The organism is Ferriphaselus sp. R-1, assembly GCF_000746095.1.
In the GTDB taxonomy this organism is placed as follows: Bacteria; Pseudomonadota; Gammaproteobacteria; order Burkholderiales; family Gallionellaceae; genus Ferriphaselus.
This window is the reverse complement of record NZ_JQKP01000002.1, coordinates 137,885-162,407: the sequence shown is the minus strand read 5'-3', so window position 1 is coordinate 162,407 and position 24,523 is coordinate 137,885. Positions and strand designations below refer to the sequence as shown.

The 24,523-nt window shown below is 58.6% G+C and carries 18 protein-coding genes and 1 tRNA gene; 11 read left to right on the top strand and 8 right to left on the bottom strand.

The genetic code is table 11. The annotated features are described in order from the left end of the window. Positions 1–2,754: a leucine--tRNA ligase gene (gene leuS / locus DM08_RS03170; protein WP_035383178.1), complete on the bottom strand. Its 2,754-nt coding sequence runs from the start codon at positions 2,752–2,754 to the stop codon at positions 1–3. A gap of 128 nt (positions 2,755–2,882) precedes the next feature. Between leuS and DM08_RS03165 the strand changes: the two genes are divergently transcribed. The 3 genes from DM08_RS03165 to DM08_RS03155 all read left to right on the top strand — a co-directional run bounded on the left by DM08_RS03165 (position 2,883) and on the right by DM08_RS03155 (position 7,641). Then, positions 2,883–3,770 (top strand): phosphoribulokinase, encoded by an 888-nt coding sequence (locus DM08_RS03165; protein ID WP_035383177.1) that lies wholly within the window; start codon positions 2,883–2,885, stop codon positions 3,768–3,770. 66 nt (positions 3,771–3,836) lie between these two features. Beyond that, positions 3,837–6,035: a UvrD-helicase domain-containing protein gene (locus DM08_RS03160; protein WP_035383176.1), complete on the top strand. Its 2,199-nt coding sequence runs from the start codon at positions 3,837–3,839 to the stop codon at positions 6,033–6,035. A 190-nt stretch (positions 6,036–6,225) separates the two neighbouring features. After that, positions 6,226–7,641, top strand: a complete 1,416-nt coding sequence (locus tag DM08_RS03155) for a mannose-1-phosphate guanylyltransferase/mannose-6-phosphate isomerase (protein ID WP_035383175.1) — start codon at positions 6,226–6,228, stop codon at positions 7,639–7,641. Between the two features lie 75 nt (positions 7,642–7,716). Here DM08_RS03155 and DM08_RS03150 read toward each other — a convergent pair whose 3' ends face one another. Genes DM08_RS03150 through DM08_RS03135 form a run of 4 tightly spaced genes read right to left on the bottom strand, consistent with a single transcriptional unit; the run spans position 7,717 to position 10,496 of the window. Next, complete coding sequence (locus tag DM08_RS03150) at positions 7,717–8,439, bottom strand: BPSS1780 family membrane protein (protein WP_035383174.1); 723 nt, start codon at positions 8,437–8,439, stop codon at positions 7,717–7,719. Between the two features lie 7 nt (positions 8,440–8,446). Beyond that, the gene (locus tag DM08_RS03145) at positions 8,447–9,394 is read right to left on the bottom strand and encodes a homoserine kinase (RefSeq protein WP_035383173.1); all 948 of its coding nucleotides are present in this window, start codon (positions 9,392–9,394) and stop codon (positions 8,447–8,449) included. Between the two features lie 2 nt (positions 9,395–9,396). After that, positions 9,397–9,735 carry a DUF2782 domain-containing protein gene (locus DM08_RS03140; RefSeq protein WP_035383172.1) on the bottom strand — a complete coding sequence of 113 codons (339 nt, stop codon included), beginning with the start codon at positions 9,733–9,735 and terminating at the stop codon, positions 9,397–9,399. A gap of 44 nt (positions 9,736–9,779) precedes the next feature. Further along, positions 9,780–10,496 (bottom strand): LOG family protein, encoded by a 717-nt coding sequence (locus DM08_RS03135; RefSeq protein ID WP_035383171.1) that lies wholly within the window; start codon positions 10,494–10,496, stop codon positions 9,780–9,782. A 21-nt stretch (positions 10,497–10,517) separates the two neighbouring features. Here DM08_RS03135 and polA point away from each other — a divergent pair, with 21 nt between their 5' ends. The 3 genes from polA to DM08_RS03120 all read left to right on the top strand — a co-directional run bounded on the left by polA (position 10,518) and on the right by DM08_RS03120 (position 14,274). After that, a complete protein-coding gene (gene polA / locus DM08_RS03130; protein WP_035383170.1) occupies positions 10,518–13,235 on the top strand; it encodes a DNA polymerase I in 2,718 nt (905 codons plus the stop codon). Between the two features lie 60 nt (positions 13,236–13,295). After that, a tRNA-Met gene (locus DM08_RS03125) sits at positions 13,296–13,372 on the top strand. Positions 13,373–13,710: 338 nt separating this feature from the next. Then, on the top strand, positions 13,711–14,274 hold the full coding sequence (locus DM08_RS03120) for a response regulator (RefSeq protein WP_152555767.1): 564 nt from the start codon (positions 13,711–13,713) through the stop codon (positions 14,272–14,274). 81 nt (positions 14,275–14,355) lie between these two features. Here the strand turns inward: DM08_RS03120 and DM08_RS03115 are convergent, their stop codons facing one another. From DM08_RS03115 to DM08_RS03105, 3 genes are read right to left on the bottom strand one after another with little or no spacing between them, the layout of a single operon-like run. Next, positions 14,356–14,637, bottom strand: a complete 282-nt coding sequence (locus DM08_RS03115) for a hypothetical protein (RefSeq protein ID WP_152555766.1) — start codon at positions 14,635–14,637, stop codon at positions 14,356–14,358. Between the two features lie 14 nt (positions 14,638–14,651). Continuing rightward, positions 14,652–15,260, bottom strand: a complete 609-nt coding sequence (locus DM08_RS03110; protein ID WP_035383168.1) for a hypothetical protein — start codon at positions 15,258–15,260, stop codon at positions 14,652–14,654. Beyond that, positions 15,235–15,651: a response regulator gene (locus tag DM08_RS03105; RefSeq protein ID WP_051937765.1), complete on the bottom strand. Its 417-nt coding sequence runs from the start codon at positions 15,649–15,651 to the stop codon at positions 15,235–15,237. Before DM08_RS03105 ends, DM08_RS03110 begins: the two co-directional genes overlap by 26 nt. Before the next feature lie 258 nt (positions 15,652–15,909). On the opposite strand from DM08_RS03105, the gene DM08_RS03100 reads away from it, so the two are divergent. The 5 genes from DM08_RS03100 to DM08_RS12165 are packed head-to-tail and all read left to right on the top strand — an operon-like array spanning position 15,910 to position 24,515. After that, the gene (locus DM08_RS03100; RefSeq protein ID WP_035383167.1) at positions 15,910–16,272 is read left to right on the top strand and encodes a response regulator transcription factor; all 363 of its coding nucleotides are present in this window, start codon (positions 15,910–15,912) and stop codon (positions 16,270–16,272) included. Between the two features lie 29 nt (positions 16,273–16,301). Beyond that, the gene (locus tag DM08_RS03095) at positions 16,302–16,958 is read left to right on the top strand and encodes a GGDEF domain-containing protein (protein WP_152555765.1); all 657 of its coding nucleotides are present in this window, start codon (positions 16,302–16,304) and stop codon (positions 16,956–16,958) included. Then, positions 16,955–20,701: a response regulator gene (locus tag DM08_RS12170; protein WP_051937763.1), complete on the top strand. Its 3,747-nt coding sequence runs from the start codon at positions 16,955–16,957 to the stop codon at positions 20,699–20,701. Before DM08_RS03095 ends, DM08_RS12170 begins: the two co-directional genes overlap by 4 nt. A gap of 13 nt (positions 20,702–20,714) precedes the next feature. Next, positions 20,715–21,857: a response regulator gene (locus DM08_RS03085; RefSeq protein WP_035383166.1), complete on the top strand. Its 1,143-nt coding sequence runs from the start codon at positions 20,715–20,717 to the stop codon at positions 21,855–21,857. A gap of 39 nt (positions 21,858–21,896) precedes the next feature. Beyond that, the gene (locus DM08_RS12165) at positions 21,897–24,515 is read left to right on the top strand and encodes a PAS domain S-box protein (protein WP_051937762.1); all 2,619 of its coding nucleotides are present in this window, start codon (positions 21,897–21,899) and stop codon (positions 24,513–24,515) included. Positions 24,516–24,523 lie beyond the last annotated feature (8 nt).

The window sequence follows — 24,523 nt, the reverse complement described above, 5'->3', positions numbered from 1 at the left end:
TCAGGCCACCACGTTGACGAGCCGGCCCGGTACCACGATCACCTTCTTCGGTGCCGCACCATTGAGCTGTTTCTGCACCGTGTCGGTAGCCAGCGCCAGTTGCTCGATGGCGGCTTTGTCCGCGCCAGCAGGCACCTTGACGCTGCCGCGCAGCTTGCCGTTGATCTGGATCATCAGCTCGATCTCGTCCTGCACCAGCGCGGATTCATCCACCTCCGGCCAAGCGGCGGCGAGGATGTCGTCGCCGTAGCCCAGCTCTTGCCACAGGCTTTGGGCGATATGTGGGGTGATGGGCGACAACAGGCGCAGCAGGATGGAGCAACCTTCGGTCAGTACGCCCCGGTCGGCGCTGGCGCGCGCCTTCTCCAGCGCGTTGAGCATCTTCATCGCGGCGGACACCACGGTGTTGAACTGGAAGCGGGTGAAGTCGAAGCTGGCCTGCTTCAACGCCAGATGGAGCTCGCGGCGCAGCGCCTGATCGTCGGCGGACAGTTGCGCGGCCGGTGCAGCGTTTTCGCCCAGCCCGACGGCGAAATTCCACACCCGGCGCAGGAAGCGGTAAGCGCCTTCCACACCCGCGTCCGACCACTCCAGCTGCTGTTCGGGCGGCGCGGCGAACATCATGAACAGGCGCGCGGTGTCGGCGCCGTACTGGTCGATGATGGCCTGCGGGTCCACGCCGTTGTTCTTGGACTTGGACATCTTCTCGGTGCCGCCGATGACCACCGGCTGGCCGTCAGACTTCAGCGTCGCGCCCACCGGGCGGCCACGCTCGTCGGTCGCCACATCCACGTCGGCCGGGTTGATCCACAACTTCTTGCCGCCCTCGCCCTCACGGTAGAAGGTCGGCGCGACCACCATGCCTTGGGTCAGCAGGTTCTTGAACGGCTCGTCAAGGGGTTGGAACGCGCTCCGCGCGCCGCTTGCCCCCTCTCCCCCCGGGGGAGGGTTGGGGTGGGGGGCTTTGCGCCCCACCTCACCGAACACGCCCACATCGCGCATCAGCTTGCTGAAAAAGCGCGCGTACAGCAGGTGCAAAATGGCGTGCTCGATGCCGCCGATGTATTGGTCCACCGGCAGCCACTGGTGGGCGCGCTCGTCCACCAAGCCGGTATCGCAGCCGGGGCTGGCGTAGCGGGCGTAGTACCAGGACGACTCGACGAAAGTATCCATGGTGTCGGTCTCGCGCCGCGCCGCGCCGCCGCACTTGGGGCAGGTGCACTCGTAAAACGACGGCATCTTGGCCAGCGGCGAACCCGCGCCGTCCGGCACCACGTCTTCCGGCAGCGCCACCGGCAGTTGCGCATCCGGCACCGGCACGTCGCCGCAACTCGGGCAGTGGATGATGGGTATCGGGCAGCCCCAGTAGCGCTGGCGCGAGATGCCCCAGTCACGCAGGCGGAACTGCACCTGCTTGTCGCCCAAGCCCAGCGCTTTCAGGTCGGCGGCGATGGCATCCACAGCGGCGGAATAATTCAGGCCGTCGTATTTGCCGGAGTTGACGCAGACGCCCTGCTCCTTGTCGCCGTACCATTCTGCCCAGACTTCGGTCGAGAAACTCTCGTCTGCCACCCGAATGGACTGCTTGATGGGCAAATCGTATTTTTTGGCGAAGCCGAAATCCCGCTCGTCGTGCGCCGGAACGGCCATCACCGCACCTTCGCCGTAGCCCATCAGCACGTAGTTGCCGACCCACACCGGCACTTGCTCGCCAGTGAGCGGATGGATGACTTTGAGGCCGGTGTCCATGCCCTTCTTTTCCATGGTGGCGAGGTCCGCCTCGGCGACGCTGCCCTGCTTGCATTCTTCGATGAAGGCGGTCAGTTCGGGGTTGCCCTGCGCGGCTTGCAGCGCCAGCGGGTGCTCGGCAGCGACGGCGACGAAGGTCACGCCCATGATGGTGTCGGCGCGGGTGGTGTAGACCCACAGCAAGTCTTGCTCCCCTCGCCCGCTGGCGGGAGAGGGGCTGGGGGAGAGGGCATCGTCGGCCACCCTCTCTCCTTGCTCTCTCCCGCCAGCGGGAGAGAGGGACGGAGTCCCTGCGGGGATTTTGAACGCGAAGCGCACGCCGGTGCTCTTGCCGATCCAGTTGCGCTGCATGGTTTTGACTTGCTCGGGCCAGCCGTCCAGCTGGTCGAGGTCGGCCAGCAGTTCTTCGGCGTAGTCGGTGATGCGGAAGAAGTACATCGGGATCTCGCGCTTTTCCACCAGCGCGCCGGAGCGCCAGCCGCGCCCGTCGATGACTTGCTCGTTGGCCAGCACCGTGTGGTCTACCGGGTCCCAGTTCACAGTGGAGAGCTTCTTGTAGATGATGCCCTTCTCGAACAAGCGGGTGAACAGCCATTGCTCCCAGCGGTAATACTCCGGCGTACAGGTCTTGACCTCGCGCGACCAGTCTATGCCCAGTCCCAGCGACTTGAGCTGGGTCTTCATGTATTCGATGTTGGAATAGGTCCAGGCGGCGGGCGGCACGTTGTTGGCCATGGCGGCGTTTTCGGCGGGCAGGCCGAAGGCATCCCAGCCCATCGGCTGCATCACGTTGTAACCCTGCATGCGGTGGTAACGGCTGAGCACGTCGCCTATGGTGTAGTTGCGCACGTGGCCCATGTGCAGCTTGCCGGAGGGGTAGGGGAACATCGACAGGCAGTAATACTTGGGCTTGTCGCTGGTATCGGGGGCGAGGAAGGTCTGCGCGGCTTCCCATTGCTGCTGCACGGCGGGTTCGATGTCTTGGGGGAGATAGTTGGGCTGCATCTTTTGATTACGGTTTCGTTTGCGAGCGCGCATTATAGCGGCTTGGGGCCAGGGTTGCGCAGTGGGCCACTCTGGCGCAAGAATTCTGTTAGAATCGGCCAAAAATTTTTACACTTCAGGAGAGACACATGTCCCGCAAGCATCCCGTGATCGCTGTAACTGGTTCTTCCGGCGCAGGTACGACTACAGTCAAGCGCGCTTTTGAGAATATCTTCCGCCGCGAAAAGATCGAGGCCGCCGTCGTTGAGGGCGACAGCCTGCACAGTCTGGACCGCATGGCGTTTCGCGCTGCTTCCGCCGAGGCCGCCAAGGCGGGCAACAATTCCTTCAGCCACTTCGGTCCCGAAGCCAACCACTTCGACAAGATCGAACAGACGTTCAAGAGCTACGGCGAGACCGGCAAGTGTGACCGTCGCTACTACATCCACAGCGATGCAGAAGCCAAGGATCTGAACGCACGTTTCGGCACCAACCTCGGCCCAGGCCAGTTCACACCGTGGGAAACCGTGGGCGAAGGCTCCGACATCCTGTTCTACGAAGGTCTGCACGGCCTGGTCAAGCATGGCGACATCGATGCTTCGCGCTATGTCGATCTGGGTGTGGGTGTGGTGCCTATCGTCAATCTGGAGTGGATCCAGAAGATCGCCCGTGACAAGGCCGAACGTGGCTATTCCGCCGAGGCGACCGTGGACACCATCCTGCGCCGCATGCCGGACTACATCAACCACATCACGCCGCAGTTCTCGCGTACCCGCGTGAACTTCCAGCGCGTATCGACCGTGGACACCTCCAACCCGTTCATCGCCCGTGATATCCCGACACCGGACGAGAGCTTTGTGGTGGTGCACTTCAGCGATCCTACCGGTGTGGACTTCCCGTACATGCTGACCATGATCCACGATTCGTTCATGTCGCGTCCCAACACTCTGGTGGTGCCCGGCGGCAAGATGAACTTCGCTCTGGAACTGGTGCTTGGCCCGATCATCCATGACCTGATCGAGAACAAGAAGAAGTAATCGCTGTCGTCTCACGAGAATGGGGAATCAGGTTTCTGATTCCCCATTTCATTTGTTAGGTTAAAAATGGATTTGCTTTCCGGCCTCAATCCCGAACAACGCGCTGCAGTCGAGTTGCCCGCGCGCTCTGCCTTGATTCTGGCGGGGGCGGGCAGCGGCAAGACGCGCGTGCTGACCACGCGCATCGCCTATCTCATCAGTAACGGGCTGGTGTCGCCCAGCGGCGTGTTGGCAGTGACCTTTACCAACAAAGCCTCGAAAGAGATGCAGACGCGCTTGTCGGCGATGCTCCCGATCAACACGCGCAGCATGTGGATAGGCACGTTCCACGGCCTGTGCAACCGTATGTTGCGGGCGCATTACCGCGAAGCGAACCTGCCACAGACCTTTCAGATCTTGGACTCATCCGACCAGCAAGCCGCCATCAAGCGGGTGATGAAGGCGCTCAACGTGGACGACGAGAAATATCCGCCGCGCGAGTTGCAGAACTTCATCAGCCGCAACAAGGAGCAAGGTCTGCGCGCCCATGAAGTGGAGGCTTACGATCCGTACTCGCGGCGCAAGGTGGAGGTGTACGCCGCCTACGACGAGCAATGCCAGCGCGAAGGCGTGGTGGATTTCTCCGAGCTGCTGCTGCGCTGCTACGAGTTGCTGTCGCGCAACCAGTTACTGCGCGAGCATTATCAGGCGCGCTTCAAACACATTCTGGTGGACGAGTTCCAGGATACCAACCCGTTGCAGTATCGCTGGCTCAAATTGTTGGCGGGACAGGAGAATGCCTTGTTCGCTGTTGGGGATGACGACCAGTCGATCTATGCCTTCCGGGGCGCGAATGTGGGCAACATGCAGGAGTTGCTGCGCGACTTTCATGTCGAGAGCGTCATCAAGCTGGAGCAGAACTACCGCTCGCACGGCAACATCCTCGATGCTGCCAACGCGCTCATCAGCCGCAACCGCAACCGCCTCGGCAAAGAGCTATGGACGGCGGAACACAAGGGCGAGCCGCTGCGCGTGTACGAGGCTCCCACTGACATGGACGAGGCGCGTTTCATCGCCGACGAGGTGCGTCACCTGCACCGCGAGGGCGTGGCGCTGTCCGAGATGGCGGTGCTGTATCGCTCCAACGCTCAGTCGCGCGCGCTGGAGCATGCGTTGGTGGCGGCGGGCGTGAGCTACCGCGTCTACGGCGGCCAGCGCTTCTTCGAGCGGCAGGAGATCAAGCACGCGCTGGCCTATCTGCGCCTGCTGGTGAATCCGGACGACGACAACTCGCTGCTGCGCGTCATCAACTTCCCCACGCGCGGCATTGGCGCGCGCAGCATCGAGCAGTTGCAAGAAGCGGCCAGGCAATACAACACCACGCTGTATGACGCGGCGGCACGCATGGGCGGCAAGGTCACCGGCTTCGTCGGGTTGATCGAGGCCATGCGCAGCGCCACCGCGAACCTGCCACTCCACCCGCAAGGGGTAGGCCGAGGGGTACCCGGAGCCTCCGGCTCCACCCTCTCGCTCCCCGAGATCGTCGATCACGTGCTGACGCACAGCGGCCTGATGGCCAACTACCAGAACGAGACCGGCGCGAAGAAGCACGAGGCGCAAGAGCGCATCGACAACCTGAACGAGTTGCTCAACGCCGCGACTTTGTTCGTGCATGAGAACGAGGACGACAGCCTGGTCGCCTTCCTTACCCACGCCACGCTGGAGGCTGGCGAGCATCAGGCCGACGCCGGCAGCGACGCGCTGCACCTGATGACCGTCCACGCCGCCAAGGGCTTGGAGTTCCACAGCGTGTTCATCACCGGGCTGGAAGAGGGCCTGTTCCCGCACCAGAACAGCCAGAACGAGGACGGCGGGCTGGATGAAGAGCGCCGCCTGATGTATGTGGCGCTGACCCGCGCGCGTCGCCGTTTGTATCTCACCTTCGCGCAGAGCCGGATGCTGCACGGGCAGGTGAACTACAACATGATGTCCAGTTTTCTGCGCGAATTGCCGGATGAGCTGCTGCAATGGCTGTCGCCGCGACTTACCCAGCGCACGCCATCCGCGTTCAGCGTGTCCATGCCTTCATCGCTGCCTGCTGCGCCACGCCCGGCCTCGGTCAATATGGGCTGGCGTACCGGCCAGCGCGTGTTCCATCAGAAATTTGGTGAAGGCACCATCACCGGTCTGGAGGGAAATGGCTCAGACGGGAGAGTTCAGGTCAACTTCAAGCACGCCGGCAGCAAATGGTTGGCGTTGGAGTATGCCAAGCTTACCGCTGTGTAAGCGGATGTCGCTGCGACACAATTTGTAAGAAAAATACTACATTTTGCTTATATGGGAGCATGCGAAGTATTACAATCACTCCGTGGAGGCGAGTTTGAGTTGGAGTCTGCCCAGGGGCGGGAGTTGTGGACGTAAAACACATAGATAAAGTCCGGTTTGTTGTTATTCCAATTTAAGGTTGCAAATATAGATGATATATCCAGTAATTCTGTCCGGAGGATCGGGCACCCGCTTGTGGCCCTTGTCTCGTGCGGCACTTCCCAAACAGTTCCTGCCGTTGGTCACGGATAAGACGCTCTTTCAGGAGACTTTGTTGCGCCTCAACGGGGTGCCTGAGTTGGCTCCTCCTTTAGTGGTGTGTAACGCCGATCACCGTTTTCTCGCCGCCGAGCAGTTGCGCGAGATCGACATTCAGCCCCTCTCCTTGGTGCTGGAGCCGGTCAGCCGCAATACGGCTCCCGCAGTGGCGCTGGCCGCGCTGGCCGCGCTGGAGCAGAGTCAGGATGCCATGTTGCTGGTTCTGCCTGCCGATCATTTGATCCAGAACGGTGCGGCTTTCCATGCCGCGATCGGTCATGCGGTGGAGTTGGCGCAGCAGGACAAGCTGGTTACGTTCGGGATCACTCCGGACAGCCCGTCCACCGGCTTCGGTTATATCGAGCGCGGCCAGGCGCTGGGTCAGTCCGGCGACAGTTATGCCGTGGCTCGTTTCGTGGAAAAACCGGATGCTGATACGGCGCAGCGTTTTCTGGATTCCGGCCAGTTCTTCTGGAACAGCGGCATGTTCGTGTTCAAGGCTGCAGTCTATCTGCAAGAGCTGCAGCAGTTCGCCCCCGAGATGTACGCCGCCGCCCAGGCTGCCTGGCGGGGTGGCAAGCACGATCTGGATTTCAGCCGGGTCGATGAGGCCGCGTTCGCTGCTTCGCCCTCGGACTCGATCGATTATGCCGTGATGGAGCGCACCCGCTCTGCTGCGATGGTCACCGCCGATATCGGCTGGGACGATGTAGGCTCGTGGGATGCTCTGGCGGAAGCCATTCCCGGCGATGCCGACGGCAATGTGCTGCGCGGCGACATCTTCGCTCCGCAGACCAAGAACACTTACATCCGCGCCGAGAGCCGCATGGTCACTGCCATCGGTCTGGAAGATATGGTGATCGTCGAGACGCCGGATGCGGTGTTGGTGGCGCACAAGGATTTCTCGCAGAACGTCAAGCAGGCGGTCGAATATCTGAAGCAGGCCGAGCGCTCCGAGCATCTGGTCCATCGCCGCGTTTATCGGCCCTGGGGCTATTACGAGGGCATCGATCTGGGCAAGAATTACCAGGTGAAGCGCATCGTGGTCAATCCCGGGCAGAAGCTGTCCTTGCAACTGCACCACTATCGTTCCGAGCACTGGATCGTGGTGGCGGGCAATGCCAAGGTCACCGTGGGTCGGGCTAACCGCTTGCTGCATGCCAACGAGTCGATCTATATCCCGGTCGGCATCAAGCACCGACTGGAGAACATCGGCGAGACCCCACTGTACCTGATCGAGGTGCAGACTGGCGCTTACTTGGGCGAGGATGACATCGTCCGCTTCGAAGACGTGTATCAGCGCGCCTGAGTCCGACGCTCAGTAAACGACGAGGCCGCCTCCGAAATCGGGGCGGCCTCGTGGTTTGGGTGGGGCAGAGATCGGTTACGGGTTCTGGCTCGATGCGAACAGGTCGCGGTAGGCGGCGTACAGCGAAGTGAACAGCACAGGGAGCAGCACTAGCCAGCCCAGCATCGCGGGCAGTGAGGCGGCCAGAGCGAAGGGCAACAGCATCAGGCAGTAGACCGACATCGGCACGATGTTGTCCAGACAGGCCTTCAAGCTGGCCTTGAGTGCGGGTATCGCAGCCGCTTGGTCGAAGGTGACCAGCATGGGGGCGAACTGGCCCGCCATCAGCAAGGCGGTGAACAGCGTGAAGCCGAGCAGGATCGCGAATCCTGCGCCGGCCACAGCCTGTGCGACCAACGCTGGGTCGTCGATGGGCTTACCGCTCATGAACAGGCCGACCAAGGTCGCGCCGCCAGCCAGTGTCATCACCCCGAAGATCAGCAACTGGCCCACATAGTTGATCCCGCCCAGAGTGACCAGCTGCTGGCTGTGATGGCGGAAGCCGGCGAACAAGTGCGCTAGCTCCAGTTCCTCGCCCCGGTCAAGTGCCCGGCAGCCCTGCATGTAGCCCGCCAGCAGGGCGGGGAACAGTAATGTCGCCAAAGGTTCGCCCACCGTGGGCACGGCGGACAGGGCGATCAATCCGGTCAGGCCGATCACTACCAACACCACCCACAGCACCGGGCTTTTCTGGAACAGGGTCCAGCCTTGGCGTATCCATTGCCAGCCGTGCAGGGCGGTTACTTTGCGTGCTTCCATGGGTCGTTTACTCCAGCCAGATGGCGTTGTCAGCGCTGGCGATGTGATTTTGCAGAATGCGTTTGAACTGCTCCGGATCGTGCGCGTGGATCATTTCACCCGGGCGCGGCAGGTGCAGGTCGAACAGTCTTGAGATCCAGAAGCGCAGCGCGGCTACTCTCAGCGCGATCGGCCAAAGCCTGGCTTCGTCTGCCGAGAATGGCCGGATGGCGCTGTAGGACGACAGCAGCGCGCGTGCGCGAACCGGGTCCAGTGATCCGTCCGGCCCCATGCACCAGTCGTTCGTCGTGATCGCGATGTCATACAGCAGGGTGTCGTTGCAGGCGAAATAGAAGTCGATAAGGCCGCCGACACGGGGGCCATCGAACAGCACGTTGTCGCGGAACAGGTCGGCGTGGATCACGCCCTGCGGCAATCCGTCCAATGGGTGCGCACGGTGGAAGTCGATCTCGCCGTCGAGTAGCGCCGCATCTTCTGCTGACAGGAAGCCGCGCACTTGGCGTGCAGCCTCCGCACGCCAGTCGGGGCCGCGCGGGTTGGGGAGCTGGGATGGGAAACTCTGCCCGGCCAGATGCATCTCCGCCAGCATCGCGCCTATCGCGGCACACTGCTCGGCAGCGGGGTGAGTCAGCGATTTCCCCGACAGGCGACTGACGATGCTGGCAGGCTTGCCGTTGAGCTCACCCAGAAAGCGTTCGCGGCGATCGGCTACGGGAGCCGGGCAAGGGATGCCGTGCCGTGCCAGATGCGCCATCAGGTTCAGGTAGTAAGGCAGCTCACGCGCGGTCAGCTTCTCGAACAGGGTGAGCACGAAGCGACCGTTGCTGGTGGTGACGAAGTAGTTGGTGTTCTCGATACCCGAGGCAATGCCCTGCAATTCCAGCAGTTGCCCCAGAGAATAATCCTTCAGCCAGACGGTGAGTTCCGCCTCGGTGACGCGGGTGAAAACGGACATGGCTAGAAGCGGTGTATCGTCCAGGTCGGCACGCGCAGCCCGGAATCCAGGGATTCCTGGCGGGCGAACTTGCCGTCACCACGATCATCCACCAGATAATAGGGTTTGCCGTGCTTGGGGGTGATCTTGATCATGTAAAGTCGGCCACCGGAGCGGTATTCCTCGACGGTCTGGTTCTCTTCCTTTTTGATGGTGACTTCCGGCTCCGCGTCCGGCGACTGCTCGTCCGGATTGAACGCGGGGGGTGGTGGCGCCGCCTGCAGATCGGCAGAGCGTGGCTCGGCAGCGAGGGCGGTGGCGCTCATCCCGAGGGCCAACAGCAGAGGAATCAAGTGACGCATGGTAGTTCCTAGATAGATGCTAGCCCGTATTTTAGCCGATGCCGCTAGAGGTTGAGCTGCATTTCGCGTTCGGCGGCGGAAGGCTCGAAGCCACGGGTCTCGTAGTGTTTGAAGATGGCATCGACCACAGCCTCGGGCTCGTCGATCAGTTGCACCAGATCCATGTCTTCGGGAGCGATCATGCCCTCGGTCAGCAGCGAGTCGCGTATCCACTGCATCATCCCGCCCCAGAACTTGCTGCCGACCAGGATGATGGGGATGCGCCGGGTCTTGCCTGTCTGTACCAGCGTCAGCGCCTCCATCAGCTCGTCCAGCGTGCCGAATCCGCCCGGCATCACCACATAGGCACTGGCAAACTTGACGAACATCACCTTGCGGGAGAAGAAGTGCTGGAAGGTGTGGCTGACATTCTGATACGGATTGGTGTGCTGCTCGTGCGGCAACTGGATGTTCAGCCCCACGCTGGGCGAGCGCCCGTAGAAAGCGCCCTTGTTGGCAGCTTCCATGATGCCCGGACCGCCGCCGGAGATGACGGCGAACCCCGCATCCGACAGCAGGCGCGCGATCTCTTCCGTGGTGCGGTAGTAAGCGTGATCGGGCTTGGTGCGCGCGCTGCCGAAGATACTGACAGCAGGTTGAATGGCGCTCAGTCGTTCGGTCGCGGCGACGAATTCTGACATAATGCCGAAGACACGCCATGCCTCTTTCGAGCTGGTCATGTCCGACAGTTTGGACACGGGCAGTTTGGACTGGTCGCTCATTTCATAACCTATGGTCTAACGATGAAAACACTGTTGTTGGTGGATGGCTCTTCCTACCTGTATCGCGCTTTCCACGCCATGCCCGATCTGCGCAGCCCGAGCGGCGAGCCCACCGGAGCCATCCATGGCGTACTCAACATGCTGCGGCGCTTGCAGGCCGACTACCCGGCGGATTATAGCGCCTGCGTGTTCGATGCGAAGGGCAAAACCTTCCGCGACGACTGGTATCCCGACTACAAGGCCCACCGCCCTGCCATGCCCGACGACTTGCGTTGCCAGATCGAGCCGCTGCTCCAGATGGTCGCGGCCTCAGGCTGGAACGTGCTGGCGGTCGAGGGGGTCGAGGCCGATGACGTGATCGGCACGCTGGCGCAGCAAGCGGCACAGGCCGGGTCACGGTGCATCATCTCCACCGGCGACAAGGATCTGGCGCAGCTGGTCAACCCGCTGGTGATGCTGATCAACACCATGAGCAACGAAGTCCTGGACGAGGCCGGAGTCATCGCCAAGTTCGGTGTCGAACCGGCGCGCATCGTGGATTATCTGGCGTTGGTCGGCGATGCGGTCGATAACGTGCCCGGCGTGAGCAAATGTGGCCCCAAGACGGCGCTCAAGTGGCTGGGTCAATTCGGTACGCTGGATCAAGTCATGCTTCACGCGACCGAGATCGGCGGCGTGGTCGGAGAGAGTCTGCGCAGCGTGCTCGACTGGTTGCCGCAAGCTAGACGTTTGCTCACCGTCAAGTGCGATGTTGCGCTGCCCGCACGTTTCGATGCGCTGGTCTGGCAAGACCAGGACAAGCTGCGGCTGAAGGAGCTGTTCGGACACTACGGCCTGAAGACCCTGCTGCACGAGCTGGATGCGTCCGTATCAAGAGGGCGGGCAGCGGTACCGGCCTCCGAGGCTGAAGGTGCGCAGGCCGCGCTGCCGATCGAAGCGTCGGGGCAGTACGAAACCATCCTGACCGAGGCTCAGCTCGATCTCTGGCTGGATGCACTGAACCGGGCTCCCTTGGCGTGCCTGGATACGGAAACCACTGGCCTGGACGTGATGAATGCCCGTCTGGTCGGCATCTCTTTCGCTGTCGAGCCACATCGCGCCGCCTACCTGCCGCTGGCACATCACTTTCCGGGAGCCCCGACCCAGCTTGATCTCGGCTTTGCCCTGGAGCGACTCAAGCCGTGGCTGGAGAACCCGGAGCACAAGAAGCTGGGGCAGAACCTCAAATACGACCAGCATATCCTCGCCAACCACGGGGTCCGGCTGGCGGGCGTGGCGGACGATACCTTGCTGCAATCCTATGTGCTGGAAAGCCACCGGCCACACGATATGGACAATCTCGCCCTGCGCCATCTGGGGGTCAAGACCATCAGCTATGCCGAGGTGGTGGGCAAGGGGGCCAAGCAGATCGGGTTCGACCAGGTTGACCTCGACACCGCCACGCGTTACGCCGCCGAAGATGCCGACATCACCCTGCAACTGCATCACAAGCTGGCACCCCAATTGCAGGGCGGACTGGCTTACATCTACCGCGAGATCGAGCTGCCATCGCGCGCGGTATTGTGGACCATGGAGCGCAACGGCGTACTGCTCGACAGCCGCTTGCTCGGCATCCAGAGCCGCGAGCTGGGCGAAAAGCTGCTCACCCTTGAATCGCATGCCCATGCGGCGGCGGGGCAGCCGTTTAATCTGAACTCGCCCAAGCAGATCCAGGAGATTCTGTTCGACAAGCTCGGCCTGCCGGTCAAGAAGAAGACACCGAGCGGTACGCCTTCGACCGATGAGGAGGTGTTGCAGGAATTGGCGCTGGACTACCCCCTGCCCAAGTTGTTGCTGGAATACCGTGGCCTGGCCAAACTCAAATCGACCTATACCGACAAGCTGCCGCTGATGATCAATCCGGCGACGGGTAGGGTGCATACCAACTACGCTCAGGCCGTGGCGGTCACGGGCAGGCTCTCTTCCAACGATCCCAACTTGCAGAACATCCCGGTGCGGACCGCTGAAGGGCGCCGCATCCGCGAAGCGTTCATCGCCCCGGCGGGACACAAGCTCATCTCCGCCGATTATTCACAGATCGAATTGCGCATCATGGCCCACCTGTCCGGCGATCCGGGGCTACTGGATGCGTTCGCACGGGGGCAGGACATCCACCGTGCCACGGCTGCCGAGATCTTTGGCGTGGATGCCGGGCTGGTCAGCAACGAGCAGCGCCGTCAGGCCAAGGTCATCAACTTCGGCCTGATCTACGGCATGTCGGTCTTCGGTCTGGCTGGTCAGCTCAACATCGAGCGTTCCGCCGCCCAAGCCTACATGGACCGCTACTTCGCCCGCTATCCCGGCGTGGCCGACTACATGCAGCGCACCCGGCTCCAGGCCAAGCAACTGGGCTATGTCGAGACCGTCTTTGGTCGCCGCCTATGGCTGCCGGAGATCGGCGGAGCGAACGGCATGCGCCGGCAGGCCGCAGAACGCGCTGCGATCAATGCGCCCATGCAGGGTACCGCCGCTGACCTGATCAAGCTGGCGATGGTCGCGGTCCAGCGCTGGCTGGACGAGCAAGGCAGCCGTGCCCGCCTGATCATGCAGGTTCACGATGAACTGGTGCTCGAAGTCCCCGACGGCGAGGTCGAACAGGTGAGCGCCGCCCTGCCGGGCCTGATGTGCCAGGTCGGGAAGTTACGGGTGCCACTCACGGTCAGCTGTGGTGTCGGGGCGAACTGGGAGGCCGCGCACTGATTAGGTCGATTCGGATTGACAAGGGGCGGTGAAATATGGAGAATCGCGCACTCTTCAAATGGCGAATTAGCTCAGCCGGTTAGAGCGACGGAATCATAATCCGCAGGTCCCCCGTTCGAATCGGGGATTCGCCACCAGAATTCAATGGCTTGCAGCGATGCGAGCCATTTTCCTTTTCAGCTTGTGTCTTAGCGGCTTTCCCCTGCTTGCGCAAATGCAACGTTGAGTGCGGCTGTGAGGCTTGCCCTGTGCCCAATCGCCGTATCGCCGTTCGCACCCGCTCCTCCGCAAGATGCGCACGGCGGCGGAATGTAATCTTCCCCGGTAACGGTTTCCGGAAGTGATCGGCTGAACTCTCAATCGGCTCGGCGAGCTTCGCTGAGAGGTTCTCAATGAATCAAATCGATCAATTGGTTCGGTATTATCAGACGTTTTGTGTAAAATCAAAAATGTGATAGCAAGGGGCGAGGTCAAGGTGTCAGAACAGAAGGATTATTATTCCACCATCGAGGCGGCGAAGCTGCTGGGGATTTCGGTTCGCACGGCTCAATTGTGGGTTGAGCGGCAGGTGCTGGCAGCGTGGAAAACATCGGGCGGGCATCGCAGGATTTCCCGAGAGTCGGTCGATCGACTGCTGTTGCGGAATCAGTCGAACTTGGACCTCGCATCCCTTGACAGGCGGTTCAAAATTCTCGTTGTAGAGGACAATCGAGTCTTGTTGCGATTGTATGAGGCCAATCTGTCCGGCTGGCCCATGATGCCTCGTGTCATTTCGGCTAGTAATGGGCTGGAGGCGATGGTGCTGATCGGCAAAGAGCAGCCTGATCTGGTGATCACCGATCTTAATATGCCGGAGATGGATGGTCTGACAATGCTGCGCTGCTTGAAGGAGATGCCGGAGCTCGATGGTATCGAGATAGTCGTTGTAACTGCGCTGGATAAGGCTGATTCGATGCCAGAGGCGGCATGCCGCAGGGCATACCTGTTTTGCCCAAGCCGATCCCATTTGACCAGTTGCGCGAAATTGCCCTCAAAGTAAGGGCGCGCTGGCAATCATCCTGAGCATTGCCCTGCCCACGCTTACGTCGGAGGTGTTGTGAGTGGGGCGAAGGGGCGACTTTCAACGACTGGATCCTCGTGCATCATCTTCAGACGGCGGGGCAAGATGGATGATGTCGTTCAAGCTGATTCCCTTCTCGCCGTCTGTACTTAACTCTCTGTCGATGGCGATGAGTTCGTTCAGTTCGGAGGCATACTTTTCAAGCAGGGTGTGCAGCTGCTGGTTCTCTTGGCGCTGATAGTCTATGACTGCCTCCAGCGAGGCGATTTGATGGTTCAACAGGTCGACCAGACCTTCCAATATCTCAACCCTTGAAGAAGTGTGCGTTGCGTTCGAGGGCATCTTCTCTCCTGATTTCATGTGCTTTGTTCGGCGGCCGTAAACAGCTTGCGGGCCAGGACCGGGTCAAAAAGTCGTCCCTCCAGCGCTCTTATCATGGGCTTCAGTGCGATGAGGCGCAGACTATAGTTGGGACTATCCATGTCGAGAAAGTGGTGACAGAACGAAACTAGTGCGTAGCAACGTGCGGCGAAAGGAATGCTGTCGAGCGTTGGCAGGAATCGGGTGCTGCCATCGTACCAGCACATCTGATATGTAATTATTTGATGCAAAATCTCACCTACCTCGCCTTCTGGCTGGGGGCGGGCGGCTAGCGTACATGGCGAAACGGGGGATCGGGTTTGGCCCAGATGCCGGACAGCTTGCTCCAGTTTATCGGCATAGCCGGGATCTTGCCCGGCTTGCCTGGCGAGGGAGGCGCAATGTGCGGCAATCCCAAGATTGATCCACGAGGGTTGGGCATCCTCCTCCTCGCGGGAAGATTGGAACTCCTGCGATATCAGTGAACGTAAGTCGCTGGCATATTGGTCCAGTAGCTGCTGGCGTTCGGCCAAGCGCTCGCTCAGATGACTGACCGCGTAGTGCAAGACCGGGATGTTCTCAGTTGGCTTGGTCTTGTTCAGCATTGCTGGGCTTTCTGCTCGTGATGCCGCGTGACTCTACCAATCGGATGAGTTGCAGCGGTGAGAAGGGCTTGGTGAGATACGCATCTGCCCCAGCTTGATTGGCCTTCTCTCCGATGGAAGTGTGGTCGTGCCCAGTCAACAGTATCACGAAGGCATCGCTTAGTCCTGATGTGGCCTTTACTTTCTTGCAGACCTCAATGCCGTCCATCTTGGGCATTATCACATCGAGGATTATCACTGACGGCAGGTGTTTTTTTGCAAGTTCAAATGCCTGAGGGCCATCCGCAGCGGTCAATACTTTCCGGTGGTTATAGTCCAGCGTAGTTTCCAGCAGTTTCCTTAGATACCCATCATCGTCTGCGATCAGAATGGTTTCAATTTCTTCGGTCATTTGCGTCACCCAAGTGAGGTCAGAATGGATGTGATGATAGCATGGCAATATTAATGATAAAAATGAAATAATGAATTTACCCCGTTTTGTTGGTGGATCTATTCTCTATTTAAGATTACTTATGTGTAATAAAGATTGTGTTTGTCGGGTCTTTGGTGGGGTGGTCTGTGTAAATTATGATATAAATGATAATATGTGCAGGATTTGTCATTCGGACACGCAGAAAAACATCGATGTAATAGGTGGGCTTGACTTGCAATGGAAAAAATACTTGTTGTAGATGATCAATTCGACATTCGCAGATTGCTGGCGATAACTCTGGGTGGGAGCTACGAGGTGATCGAGGCGAGGGATGGGGTGGGCGCTTTGGAAATGCTCAGATGTCATCATCCCAAAATCGTGTTGTTGGATGTGATGATGCCGGGAGATATAGATGGAATTGATGTCCTCGATGTGATCAAGCGTGATCCTGAATTTAGTGATGTGCGGGTCGCCATGATCACGGCCCGAGGGCAGTCGAATGATGTTCGTCTGGGTGAAGAGCATGGCGCTGATGCCTATTTCATTAAGCCATTCGGTCCATTGCAGGTCATACGGTGGGTGGAGGCGATGTTAAGGTGAAGGTACCCGAGGTGGATAGTTCGGGCGAGATGGTGGCGGATTTGTATGCCCAGCTCCATCGCTATGCCGAAGATATCAATCAGCTGATGTTGCAGCGAAACCAATTGATAGCGAGCAACTCCGCCCAGTTGGAGGCCGCCATGCGCGATCCTCTGACGGGTTTGCTGAATCGAAGGTTGCTCGATGCCCGCATCGATCAGGCGATTTTGAACGACCTCAGGCGCCCCTCCGGGTTCGCGCTGTTCTATATCGACCTTGATAAACTCAAGCCCATCAATGATCGCTACGGTCATGCGGTTGGTGATGCTGCGTTGAAGTTGCAGAGTGAGCGCATGGTCAATGCGGTACGCAAGGTGGACTCGGTGGCGCGCGTGGGAGGTGATGAGTTCATCATCGTTACGGAGGGGCTGGCCGATACCAAAGAGATAGCGGTCGTTGCCAATAAGCTGTTGGTGGCCTTGTCGCAGCCGATCGGCTTGGGTGAACATAGCCTGAAGATGGGGGCCAGTATCGGTGTCGTGAGATTCCCGATGGATGCTACTTGTGCGGCAGAACTGTACCGGCTTGCCGATCAGATGATGTATGCGGTTAAGCACTCGGGTGGAGGGCGATTCCGGATAGCCGGTGTCGATGGTGTAAGCGCTCATCTGCTTGAGATTGAGCGACCGGGCAGCGGCGAATCATGAGATCCATACTGCGGGGGCTGCAGAGTCAGTCAGTGGTGTTCAAGATGTCGGTCGGCTTCGGGTTGATGCTATGCATCGTCGCCGTGATCGGCACCATCGGTATCTATAACCTGCATGTCAGGAACGAACTGATCTCTGAACTCTACGAGCGGGACTTTCATCGGGTCATTCACGTCAAGGATGTCAGCGCCGATCTTGCCAATATCGATGCCAGGGTCAATCGACTGGCATTCCAAGGTGCACACTCGGGTAATGGACTGGCTGGTGAGCTGGTTGTCTTCAGTGAGCTGCAAAATCGCCTGCGCAAGAATATCGCCGAGTTGCACGACCACCGGTACGGCAATCGGGCGGGTGTTTTGGTCGCCAAGATGGACGAGGTGCTGCCGGAGTATTTTGTCATCGTTAATCAGGTTCAACTGTTGTTGCGGGAGAACGGGAGGGATGCGGCGGACGACATACAAAAGATGATCGAAGCATCCGGCTATGCGGATATCCGTACCGAGCTGGAGGAGCGGCTGGCGGGACTATTGGCTCAGGAAGAGCTTGAGATCCGCGAACATGTGGAACGTGCGGAGCGGAACTCAGAGAGCGGTTTATGGCAATTCATCGAGCTATTGATATTTGCGTTGCTGGTCGGTAGCGGCCTTGCCCTGGTGATCGCCCACAGTATCCGCGTGCCGACGCGATTGTTGCAGGGGGCCATCGACTCGTTGACCAATGGGCAACTTTTTGAGCGTGTGCCGTTCACGGATCTTAAAAACGATGTCGGCGATATGGCCAGGTCACTGCTGGGATTGCAGTCCAAAGTGCAGAGTGCCGAGGAGTCCCACTGGGTGAAGAGCAATGTCGCTCTGATCGTCCGGGATCTGCAGAGTGCCAAGAGTAAATCTGATTTTGCGCGCATTTTGATCCGCAACGTCGCAACCACGATTGATGCTCAAGTGGGCTTGGCTTACTTGTTCGATGAGGGCATCGATGGACTGCGACTGATGGGAAGCTGGGGTTACCGGAATCGCAATGATTTGCCGATCGAGGTTGAGTTCGGCTCCGGCTTGATCCGCCAATGTGCTTTGGATAAGCTGCCGATATCGCTCCATGATATTCCCTCGGACTCTATTGCGATCTCCTCAGGTCTGTGCGAAACATGCCCGCGACATATCTGGCTGTTTCCGGTTATTGCGCGCAACGACGACGTGCTTGCAGTGATCGAGATCGGTATGCTGGCCCCTGTATCCGAGCGTCATCGCGCTTTGCTGACCGAGCTGTCCACCACCTTGGCGTTGATGATCGATGTGATTGAGCGTAACGAGAAGCTTGCCTGTCTGCTTGCTGAGTCCGAGCGCCAGAGTCAGCAACTCAAGCAATCCGAGGACGTGTTACAGCGCAGTAACACCGAGTTGGCTGTGCGGACGGAGGAGCTTAAGCGCCAGACACGTGAGCTTATTCGCAGTCAGCAGGTGATGGCGGAAGCAAATGTGGCGGTGGAAGAGAAGAATCTCGAACTGATAGCCGAAAAGGCCAAGGCGGAGCAGGCTACCAAGGCGAAAAGCATGTTTCTCGCCAACATGAGCCACGAGATACGGACCCCGATGAATGCCATCATTGGCATGTCTAATCTGGCGCTGAAGACGAAACTGGATGCTCGACAACGCGACTATGTCGAGAAGATCTTTTCGGCAGGTACCGCGCTGCTCAATATTATCAACGACGTACTCGACTTCTCGAAGGTGGAGGCGGGTAAGCTGGAGTTGGAGTGTGCTCCGTTCTGGCTGGATGAGGTGATGGGCAGTTTCGCAGTGCTGGTCGCCGACAAAGCCCGCCAGAAGGACCTTGAGTTCCTGATCCATGTCGCGCCTGATGTTCCCCAGAGTCTCGTTGGCGACGCACTTCGCTTCGGGCAGGTGCTGACCAACTTGGTCGGCAATGCCATCAAATTCACTGACGCGGGGATGGTCAAGCTTGATATCAGTGTGGTCGATCATCGGCCTGGGGCGGTAGAACTGCAGATTTCCGTGAAAGATACCGGCATAGGCATGTCGGTGGATCAGGTGAGCGGGCTGTTCGAGGCCTTCACTCAAGCCGACACATCGACCACTCGCCGGTACGGGGGGACAGGGCTGGGGCTTGCTATCAGCAAACGCATCGTCGAACTGATGGGGGGGCGGCTCTGGGTAGAGTCGACTTTGGGGCAGGGGAGCGAATTCAAGTTCCGCGTTTGGCTGGAAGTGTCAGAGAGGCGGCATCAGGTCCTGGCGATACCCGATGTCGGTGCGATACGCACACTGGTCGTCGATGACAATGAGGACGCGAGGGAAATTCTGGTAGAGCAGCTCAAGGCGTTGGGTATCGAAGCCACCTCTTTCGGCGATGTGCATGCGGCCATTTCGGCCATCGAATCGCAAGACGGGATTGATCCTTATCAGCTCGTATTCATGGATTGGCGCATGCCGGAGATGGATGGTATCGAGGCTGCGATGATGATCAATCGGGAACTGCTCATTCAGCATCCGCCCCGTATCGTCATGGTAACGGCTTTTGGGGCAGACAATGTTTATCAGGCTGCGCAGGATGTCGGCGTGGCCGGCTTCCTGGAGAAGCCGGTCAATTACACGATGCTGTGGGATGTCGTGGCGCAGCTCTTCGCGCCGGCCATCTATGAGTCCGTTGCCGGTGAGAAGCATGACGATAAACGTATGCCCGACTTGGCCGGCCTCAATGTGATGCTGGTCGAAGACAATCCCATCAATCAGCAGATCGCTCGGGAGTTATTGATCGCAGCAGGGGTCGAGGTGACGTTAGCCGGTAACGGGCGAGAGGCTCTCGATCTGTTGCAGGCGGCGGCTGACCCGGTACCCTGGCAAGTCATTCTGATGGACATGCAAATGCCGGTGATGGATGGGCATGAAGCTACGATAGCGATACGTAAATTGCCACGTTTCAAGGGACTACCGGTGATCGCGCTAACTGCCCACGCCCTTGCTCATGAACGGAAGCGGTGTTTCGAGGAGGGGGTGAATGACCACCTTACCAAACCGATCGATCCTGACTCGCTCTACCACGCCCTCGGTCGATGGGCGGGGCGGGGTGTCGCTGATGTGCAGACGGTTGAGGCTGTGCCCGACTTGTTGCAGATCGAAGGAGTCGATACTGCGACTGGTCTCAGGCTGGTGGCGGGCAATCAGGAGCTTTATCGGTCTTTGTTGCAGCAGTTCGCTGCCACTTTCTCCGATGTGACGGCCCGGATCGGTGGTCAGCTCGATGACGGAGATGGGGCGGAGGCGCAAAGAACGGCGCATACGCTCAAGGGGGTGCTGGCCAATCTTGGCGCACATGAGCTTTCTGCGCTTGCGGCTGAGCTGGAGGGTGCAATCCGTGACAAAGCCGGGCGCAAACAGCTCGACTCTTGCTTGAGCTCGCTGGAGGGGCCCCTCAAAAGCATGACCGATCAGATTCTGCAATGTTTGCCGGAAGTTCCTCTTGCCCGTACGGAGGCCCGATCACCTTATCCTGACGCGGAGTTGCATGCCGTCCGCACAGAGCTGTTGTACCTTTTAGAGCAGGGCGATGCTATGGCCCAGGCGCGTACTGAGCAGCTAAGGGGGCAGTTGGAGGCGCTGCTGGGCGAACAGGCGGGCGCTTTTATCGCCAGTGTCAACAACTTTGATTTTGATGTGGCTATTGGCTTAATGCGAGCCTCTGGAAACGGTGCGGATGCTGCATCGGAGAACCAACCATCGATGTAGAGGATAAGCGGATATGCAATTATTTATGCCGATAAGGCAGACCATTCTGATAGTGGACGATGCAGCAACGAATTTGCGGCTGCTTTCCGGCTTACTCTCTGAAAGCTACCGAGTGCAAGTGGCAAACACTGGAAAGAAGGGCTTGTTGCTGGCAAGGCAGCACAAGCCAGACCTCATCTTGCTCGATGTGATGATGCCGGGCATGGATGGCTATGAGGTTTGTCGACTGTTGAAGCAGGATCCTGATGTCGCCGACATCCCGGTGATTTTCCTGACTGGACGTAGCGAAATAGAAGACGAGCAGACCGGACTGATGTTGGGGGCCGTCGACTACATCACCCGCCCTATCGCGCCAGCCATTCTACGCTCAAGGATAAAGGCTCAACTTGCCGTCAAGAGCAGCATCGATACCTTGCGGCAAATCAACGATTACCTCGATGTCGCAGTTTCGCACCGGACTTTGGAGCTGAATTCGATCAAGGATGCTGTGGTGATGGCGATGTCGTCGCTGGCCGAGGTTCGTGATGTTGACACCGGCAACCACCTAATACGCACCAAACTCTACATGAGGCTGTTGGCTGACAAACTGAAGGGACATGCCAGATTCGATGCTTTCTTGACCGAACATAACATCAGTCTGGTGTCGAAGCTTGCCCCGTTGCATGACATAGGAAAGGTGGGCATTCCGGATCGCATTTTGCTGAAGCCGGGGCGTTACGAGCCGCAGGAGATGGAGATAATGAAATCGCATCCCGCGTTGGGGAGGGATGCCATCGTCCATGCGGAGGAGCTACTTGGCGCAAGGATCAGCTTCCTTGATCTTGCGAAGGACATCGTCTATTACCATCATGAGAAATGGGATGGCTCCGGTTATCCGGAGGGGCTGTCGGGAGATGACATTCCGATAGCGGCAAGAATGATGGCGGTTGCAGACGTGTACGATGCTTTGATCTGTCGGCGTGTTTACAAGGCTCCGATGCCACATGAGGCGGCGTGCAAGATTATGCTAGACGGGCGGGGTAAGCACTTCGATCCCGATGTCCTCGATGTGTTCCTGGCTCATCACGAAGACTTTTATGCCATTGCTCTGAGTTATGTGGATGAGGATGATGTACTCCAAGCCAAGGCCGACTTCGCCGAACGGGCGAAGGGGTGAGCGGCGAAGAGAGAGATTTTTGGGGTGACAGGGGGCGTGATGAGTGAGGGGCTGGAAGTGGTAGGTGACGAGGGTTACGACTTACTGAGAACGGTTATCGACGAGAACCCCAACATCATTCTACTTAAGGACTGGAATGGTAAGTTCATCCTGGGAAATCGGGCGTTGGCCAACCTGTATGGGACGACCCCGAACGAGTTGGTGGGCAAGGATGATGGTGCGTTCAACCCCAATCGGGAGCAGGTCGAGTTTTATCTACAAAACGTGCGCGAAATCATGTCGCAGAACGAGACGCGGATCGTGATGGAGGAGTCCACGGATGCCGTGACCGGTGAGACGCATTACTACCAATCGATCAAGAAACCGTTGCTGGCACCAGATGGCTCCCCGCAGATATTGGTGATCGCCACGGATGTTACCGACTTGCGTCGGGCCAAGAATGATCTGGAGGAAAGTGAGCGCCGTTTGCAGTATGTGTTGGATGTTACCCAGGAAGGCATTTGGGATTGGGATATCCGCTCCGGGACCGTCACTCACAATGTCAGATGGTGCAAGCTACTTGGGTTCGATGAGCGCTACGCGCGCCATCCATTTGAGATCTTTTCGGCACTTGTCCACCAAGAGGATGTGTCGAGGGTCAGGCGATCGATCGAGGCCTGTCTGTCCAACGGGGGGCCTTACCGTAGCGAGCATCGCATGCATCGTTCCGATGGAGCCACTATCTGGGTACTCGACCGAGGGGATGTGGTTGAGCGGGATGAGGCTGGAAATGCATTACGCATGGTCGGTAGTGTAATCGACATCTCTGAGCGCATCCTCGCGGCACAAGAGTTGGAGCGACGGGAGTCCTACTTGCGTGCCACGCTCGACAACTTTCCGTTCATGATTTGGCTGAAGGATGGGGAGAGTCGCTTCCTGACTGTCAATCGCCGTTTTGCCGAGGCTAGTGGACGGTCTGATCCCGATAGTGTGGTCGGCCTGTCTGACCTTGATCTGTGGCCCGAAGAGCTCGCACTCAGCTACCGGTCGGACGACCAGGAGGTGATGCAAAGCCAACGCGAGAAATTTGTTGAGGAGCCGCTCGAAGCGGAAGGTACCCGAATCTGGATAGAAACATACAAGCATCCGGTCTTTGCGCCCACGGGGGAGGTCATCGGCACGGTCGGCTTTGCTCGTGATGTCACTGAGCGGCATCAAATGGCACAGGCTCTGGCAAACAGCGAGCTACGCTGGCAGCTGGCGCTAGAAGGTAACAATGATGGTATCTGGGACTGGAACATTAAGGATGGAGCGGTGTTCTACTCCACCCGCTGGAAATCCATGCTCGGATTTTCCGAGGAGGAACTGCCAAATCAGCTAGAGGAGTGGCGCAGTCGAGTCCATCCGGACGATATCGCTAGTGTGATGGATGCCATTGACGCACACTTGGCTGGCCATACAGCGTTTTACCAGACCGAGCACAGACTGAAGTGCAAGGATGGCGGATACAAGTGGATATTGGATCGGGGCAAGGCGATATTCGATGCCGATGGCAAACCCTTGCGCATGGTTGGGTCACATACTGACATCACCGACCGGCGGGATGCTGAGATGGCATTGCAGGACCGCAATGAGCAGCTGGATACCATCTTTGCCCTGAGTCCTGATGGCCTGATTTCGTTCGATAATCAGGGGCTGGTCAAATACGCGAACCCGGCGTTCTCCACACTGGTCGGCCTGGAGCTGTCTGAGGTCATGGGGCTTAGTGAGTCGAAGTTTGTCAAATTGATGTCAGCGAGCTGCCAGGCTGGGACCGTCTTTCTAGACCTTTCGACCCAGAAGCGGACTATTGAAGATAAGGGTGATAGTAAGAAACGTGCAGAGACGATCCACATCGCCCGTACAGGCAAGGTGCTGGAGATGTCGCTGCGGAGCTGCCGCTCACATACCCTGTCTCGCATAGTGTATTTCCGGGATGTCACCTACGAGTGGGAGGTGGCGCAGATAAAAAGTGAATTCTTGTCGACAGCGGCTCATGAGCTGCGCACTCCGATGGCCTCGATCTATGGCTATACCGAGCTGTTGCTGAATCGGTCCTATCCCGAGGGGGATCGGAAGGAAATGCTGGAAGTGGTCTTCAGGCAGTCGGCATTGGTCAACAGCATCATCAATGAGCTGCTGGATATTTCCAGGATAGAGGCCCGTCGGGGTAAGGATTTTGTCTACAAGAAGAACGAAGCCCGCGAGGTATGCCAGGAGGTATCTGCCAATTTCAACATCGACGGACACAGGCCGTTGATTTTGCAGATGCCCGATACCCCTCTGTTCTTCAATGTCGATCGGAGCAAGATCGGTCAGGCACTGAGCAATGTGTTGAGCAATGCTTACAAGTACTCGCCAGGTGGGGGTGATGTCATGCTCAGTCTGGCGTCCGAGGTGCATGATGCCGTGCATTATTGCGTGATGCGTATCACCGATCATGGTATCGGGATGACCAAGGGCCAAGTCGCTCGGGTCTGTGAAAGATTCTATCGTGCGGATACTTCCGGCAGCATTCCAGGGACCGGACTTGGGATGAGTATCGTCAAGGAGATCGTTGAGTTGCATCGAGGTAAGCTTCACATAGCAAGTACGCTGGGCGTCGGGACGACGGTCTCTATCTTTATTCCGGCGATTTGAAGGATTAT

What these genes read in the sequence shown, in the direction of transcription:
- leuS (WP_035383178.1), bottom strand. Translation starts at nt 2,754, where the DNA reads ATGCAGCCCAACTATCTCCCCCAAGACATCGAACCCGCCGTGCAGCAG.
- DM08_RS03165 (WP_035383177.1), top strand. Translation starts at nt 2,883, where the DNA reads ATGTCCCGCAAGCATCCCGTGATCGCTGTAACTGGTTCTTCCGGCGCA.
- DM08_RS03160 (WP_035383176.1), top strand. Translation starts at nt 3,837, where the DNA reads ATGGATTTGCTTTCCGGCCTCAATCCCGAACAACGCGCTGCAGTCGAG.
- DM08_RS03155 (WP_035383175.1), top strand. Translation starts at nt 6,226, where the DNA reads ATGATATATCCAGTAATTCTGTCCGGAGGATCGGGCACCCGCTTGTGG.
- DM08_RS03150 (WP_035383174.1), bottom strand. Translation starts at nt 8,439, where the DNA reads ATGGAAGCACGCAAAGTAACCGCCCTGCACGGCTGGCAATGGATACGC.
- DM08_RS03145 (WP_035383173.1), bottom strand. Translation starts at nt 9,394, where the DNA reads ATGTCCGTTTTCACCCGCGTCACCGAGGCGGAACTCACCGTCTGGCTG.
- DM08_RS03140 (WP_035383172.1), bottom strand. Translation starts at nt 9,735, where the DNA reads ATGCGTCACTTGATTCCTCTGCTGTTGGCCCTCGGGATGAGCGCCACC.
- DM08_RS03135 (WP_035383171.1), bottom strand. Translation starts at nt 10,496, where the DNA reads ATGAGCGACCAGTCCAAACTGCCCGTGTCCAAACTGTCGGACATGACC.
- polA (WP_035383170.1), top strand. Translation starts at nt 10,518, where the DNA reads ATGAAAACACTGTTGTTGGTGGATGGCTCTTCCTACCTGTATCGCGCT.
- DM08_RS03115 (WP_152555766.1), bottom strand. Translation starts at nt 14,637, where the DNA reads ATGCCCTCGAACGCAACGCACACTTCTTCAAGGGTTGAGATATTGGAA.
- DM08_RS03110 (WP_035383168.1), bottom strand. Translation starts at nt 15,260, where the DNA reads ATGCTGAACAAGACCAAGCCAACTGAGAACATCCCGGTCTTGCACTAC.
- DM08_RS03105 (WP_051937765.1), bottom strand. Translation starts at nt 15,651, where the DNA reads ATGACCGAAGAAATTGAAACCATTCTGATCGCAGACGATGATGGGTAT.
- DM08_RS03100 (WP_035383167.1), top strand. Translation starts at nt 15,910, where the DNA reads ATGGAAAAAATACTTGTTGTAGATGATCAATTCGACATTCGCAGATTG.
- DM08_RS03095 (WP_152555765.1), top strand. Translation starts at nt 16,302, where the DNA reads ATGGTGGCGGATTTGTATGCCCAGCTCCATCGCTATGCCGAAGATATC.
- DM08_RS12170 (WP_051937763.1), top strand. Translation starts at nt 16,955, where the DNA reads ATGAGATCCATACTGCGGGGGCTGCAGAGTCAGTCAGTGGTGTTCAAG.
- DM08_RS03085 (WP_035383166.1), top strand. Translation starts at nt 20,715, where the DNA reads ATGCAATTATTTATGCCGATAAGGCAGACCATTCTGATAGTGGACGAT.
- DM08_RS12165 (WP_051937762.1), top strand. Translation starts at nt 21,897, where the DNA reads ATGAGTGAGGGGCTGGAAGTGGTAGGTGACGAGGGTTACGACTTACTG.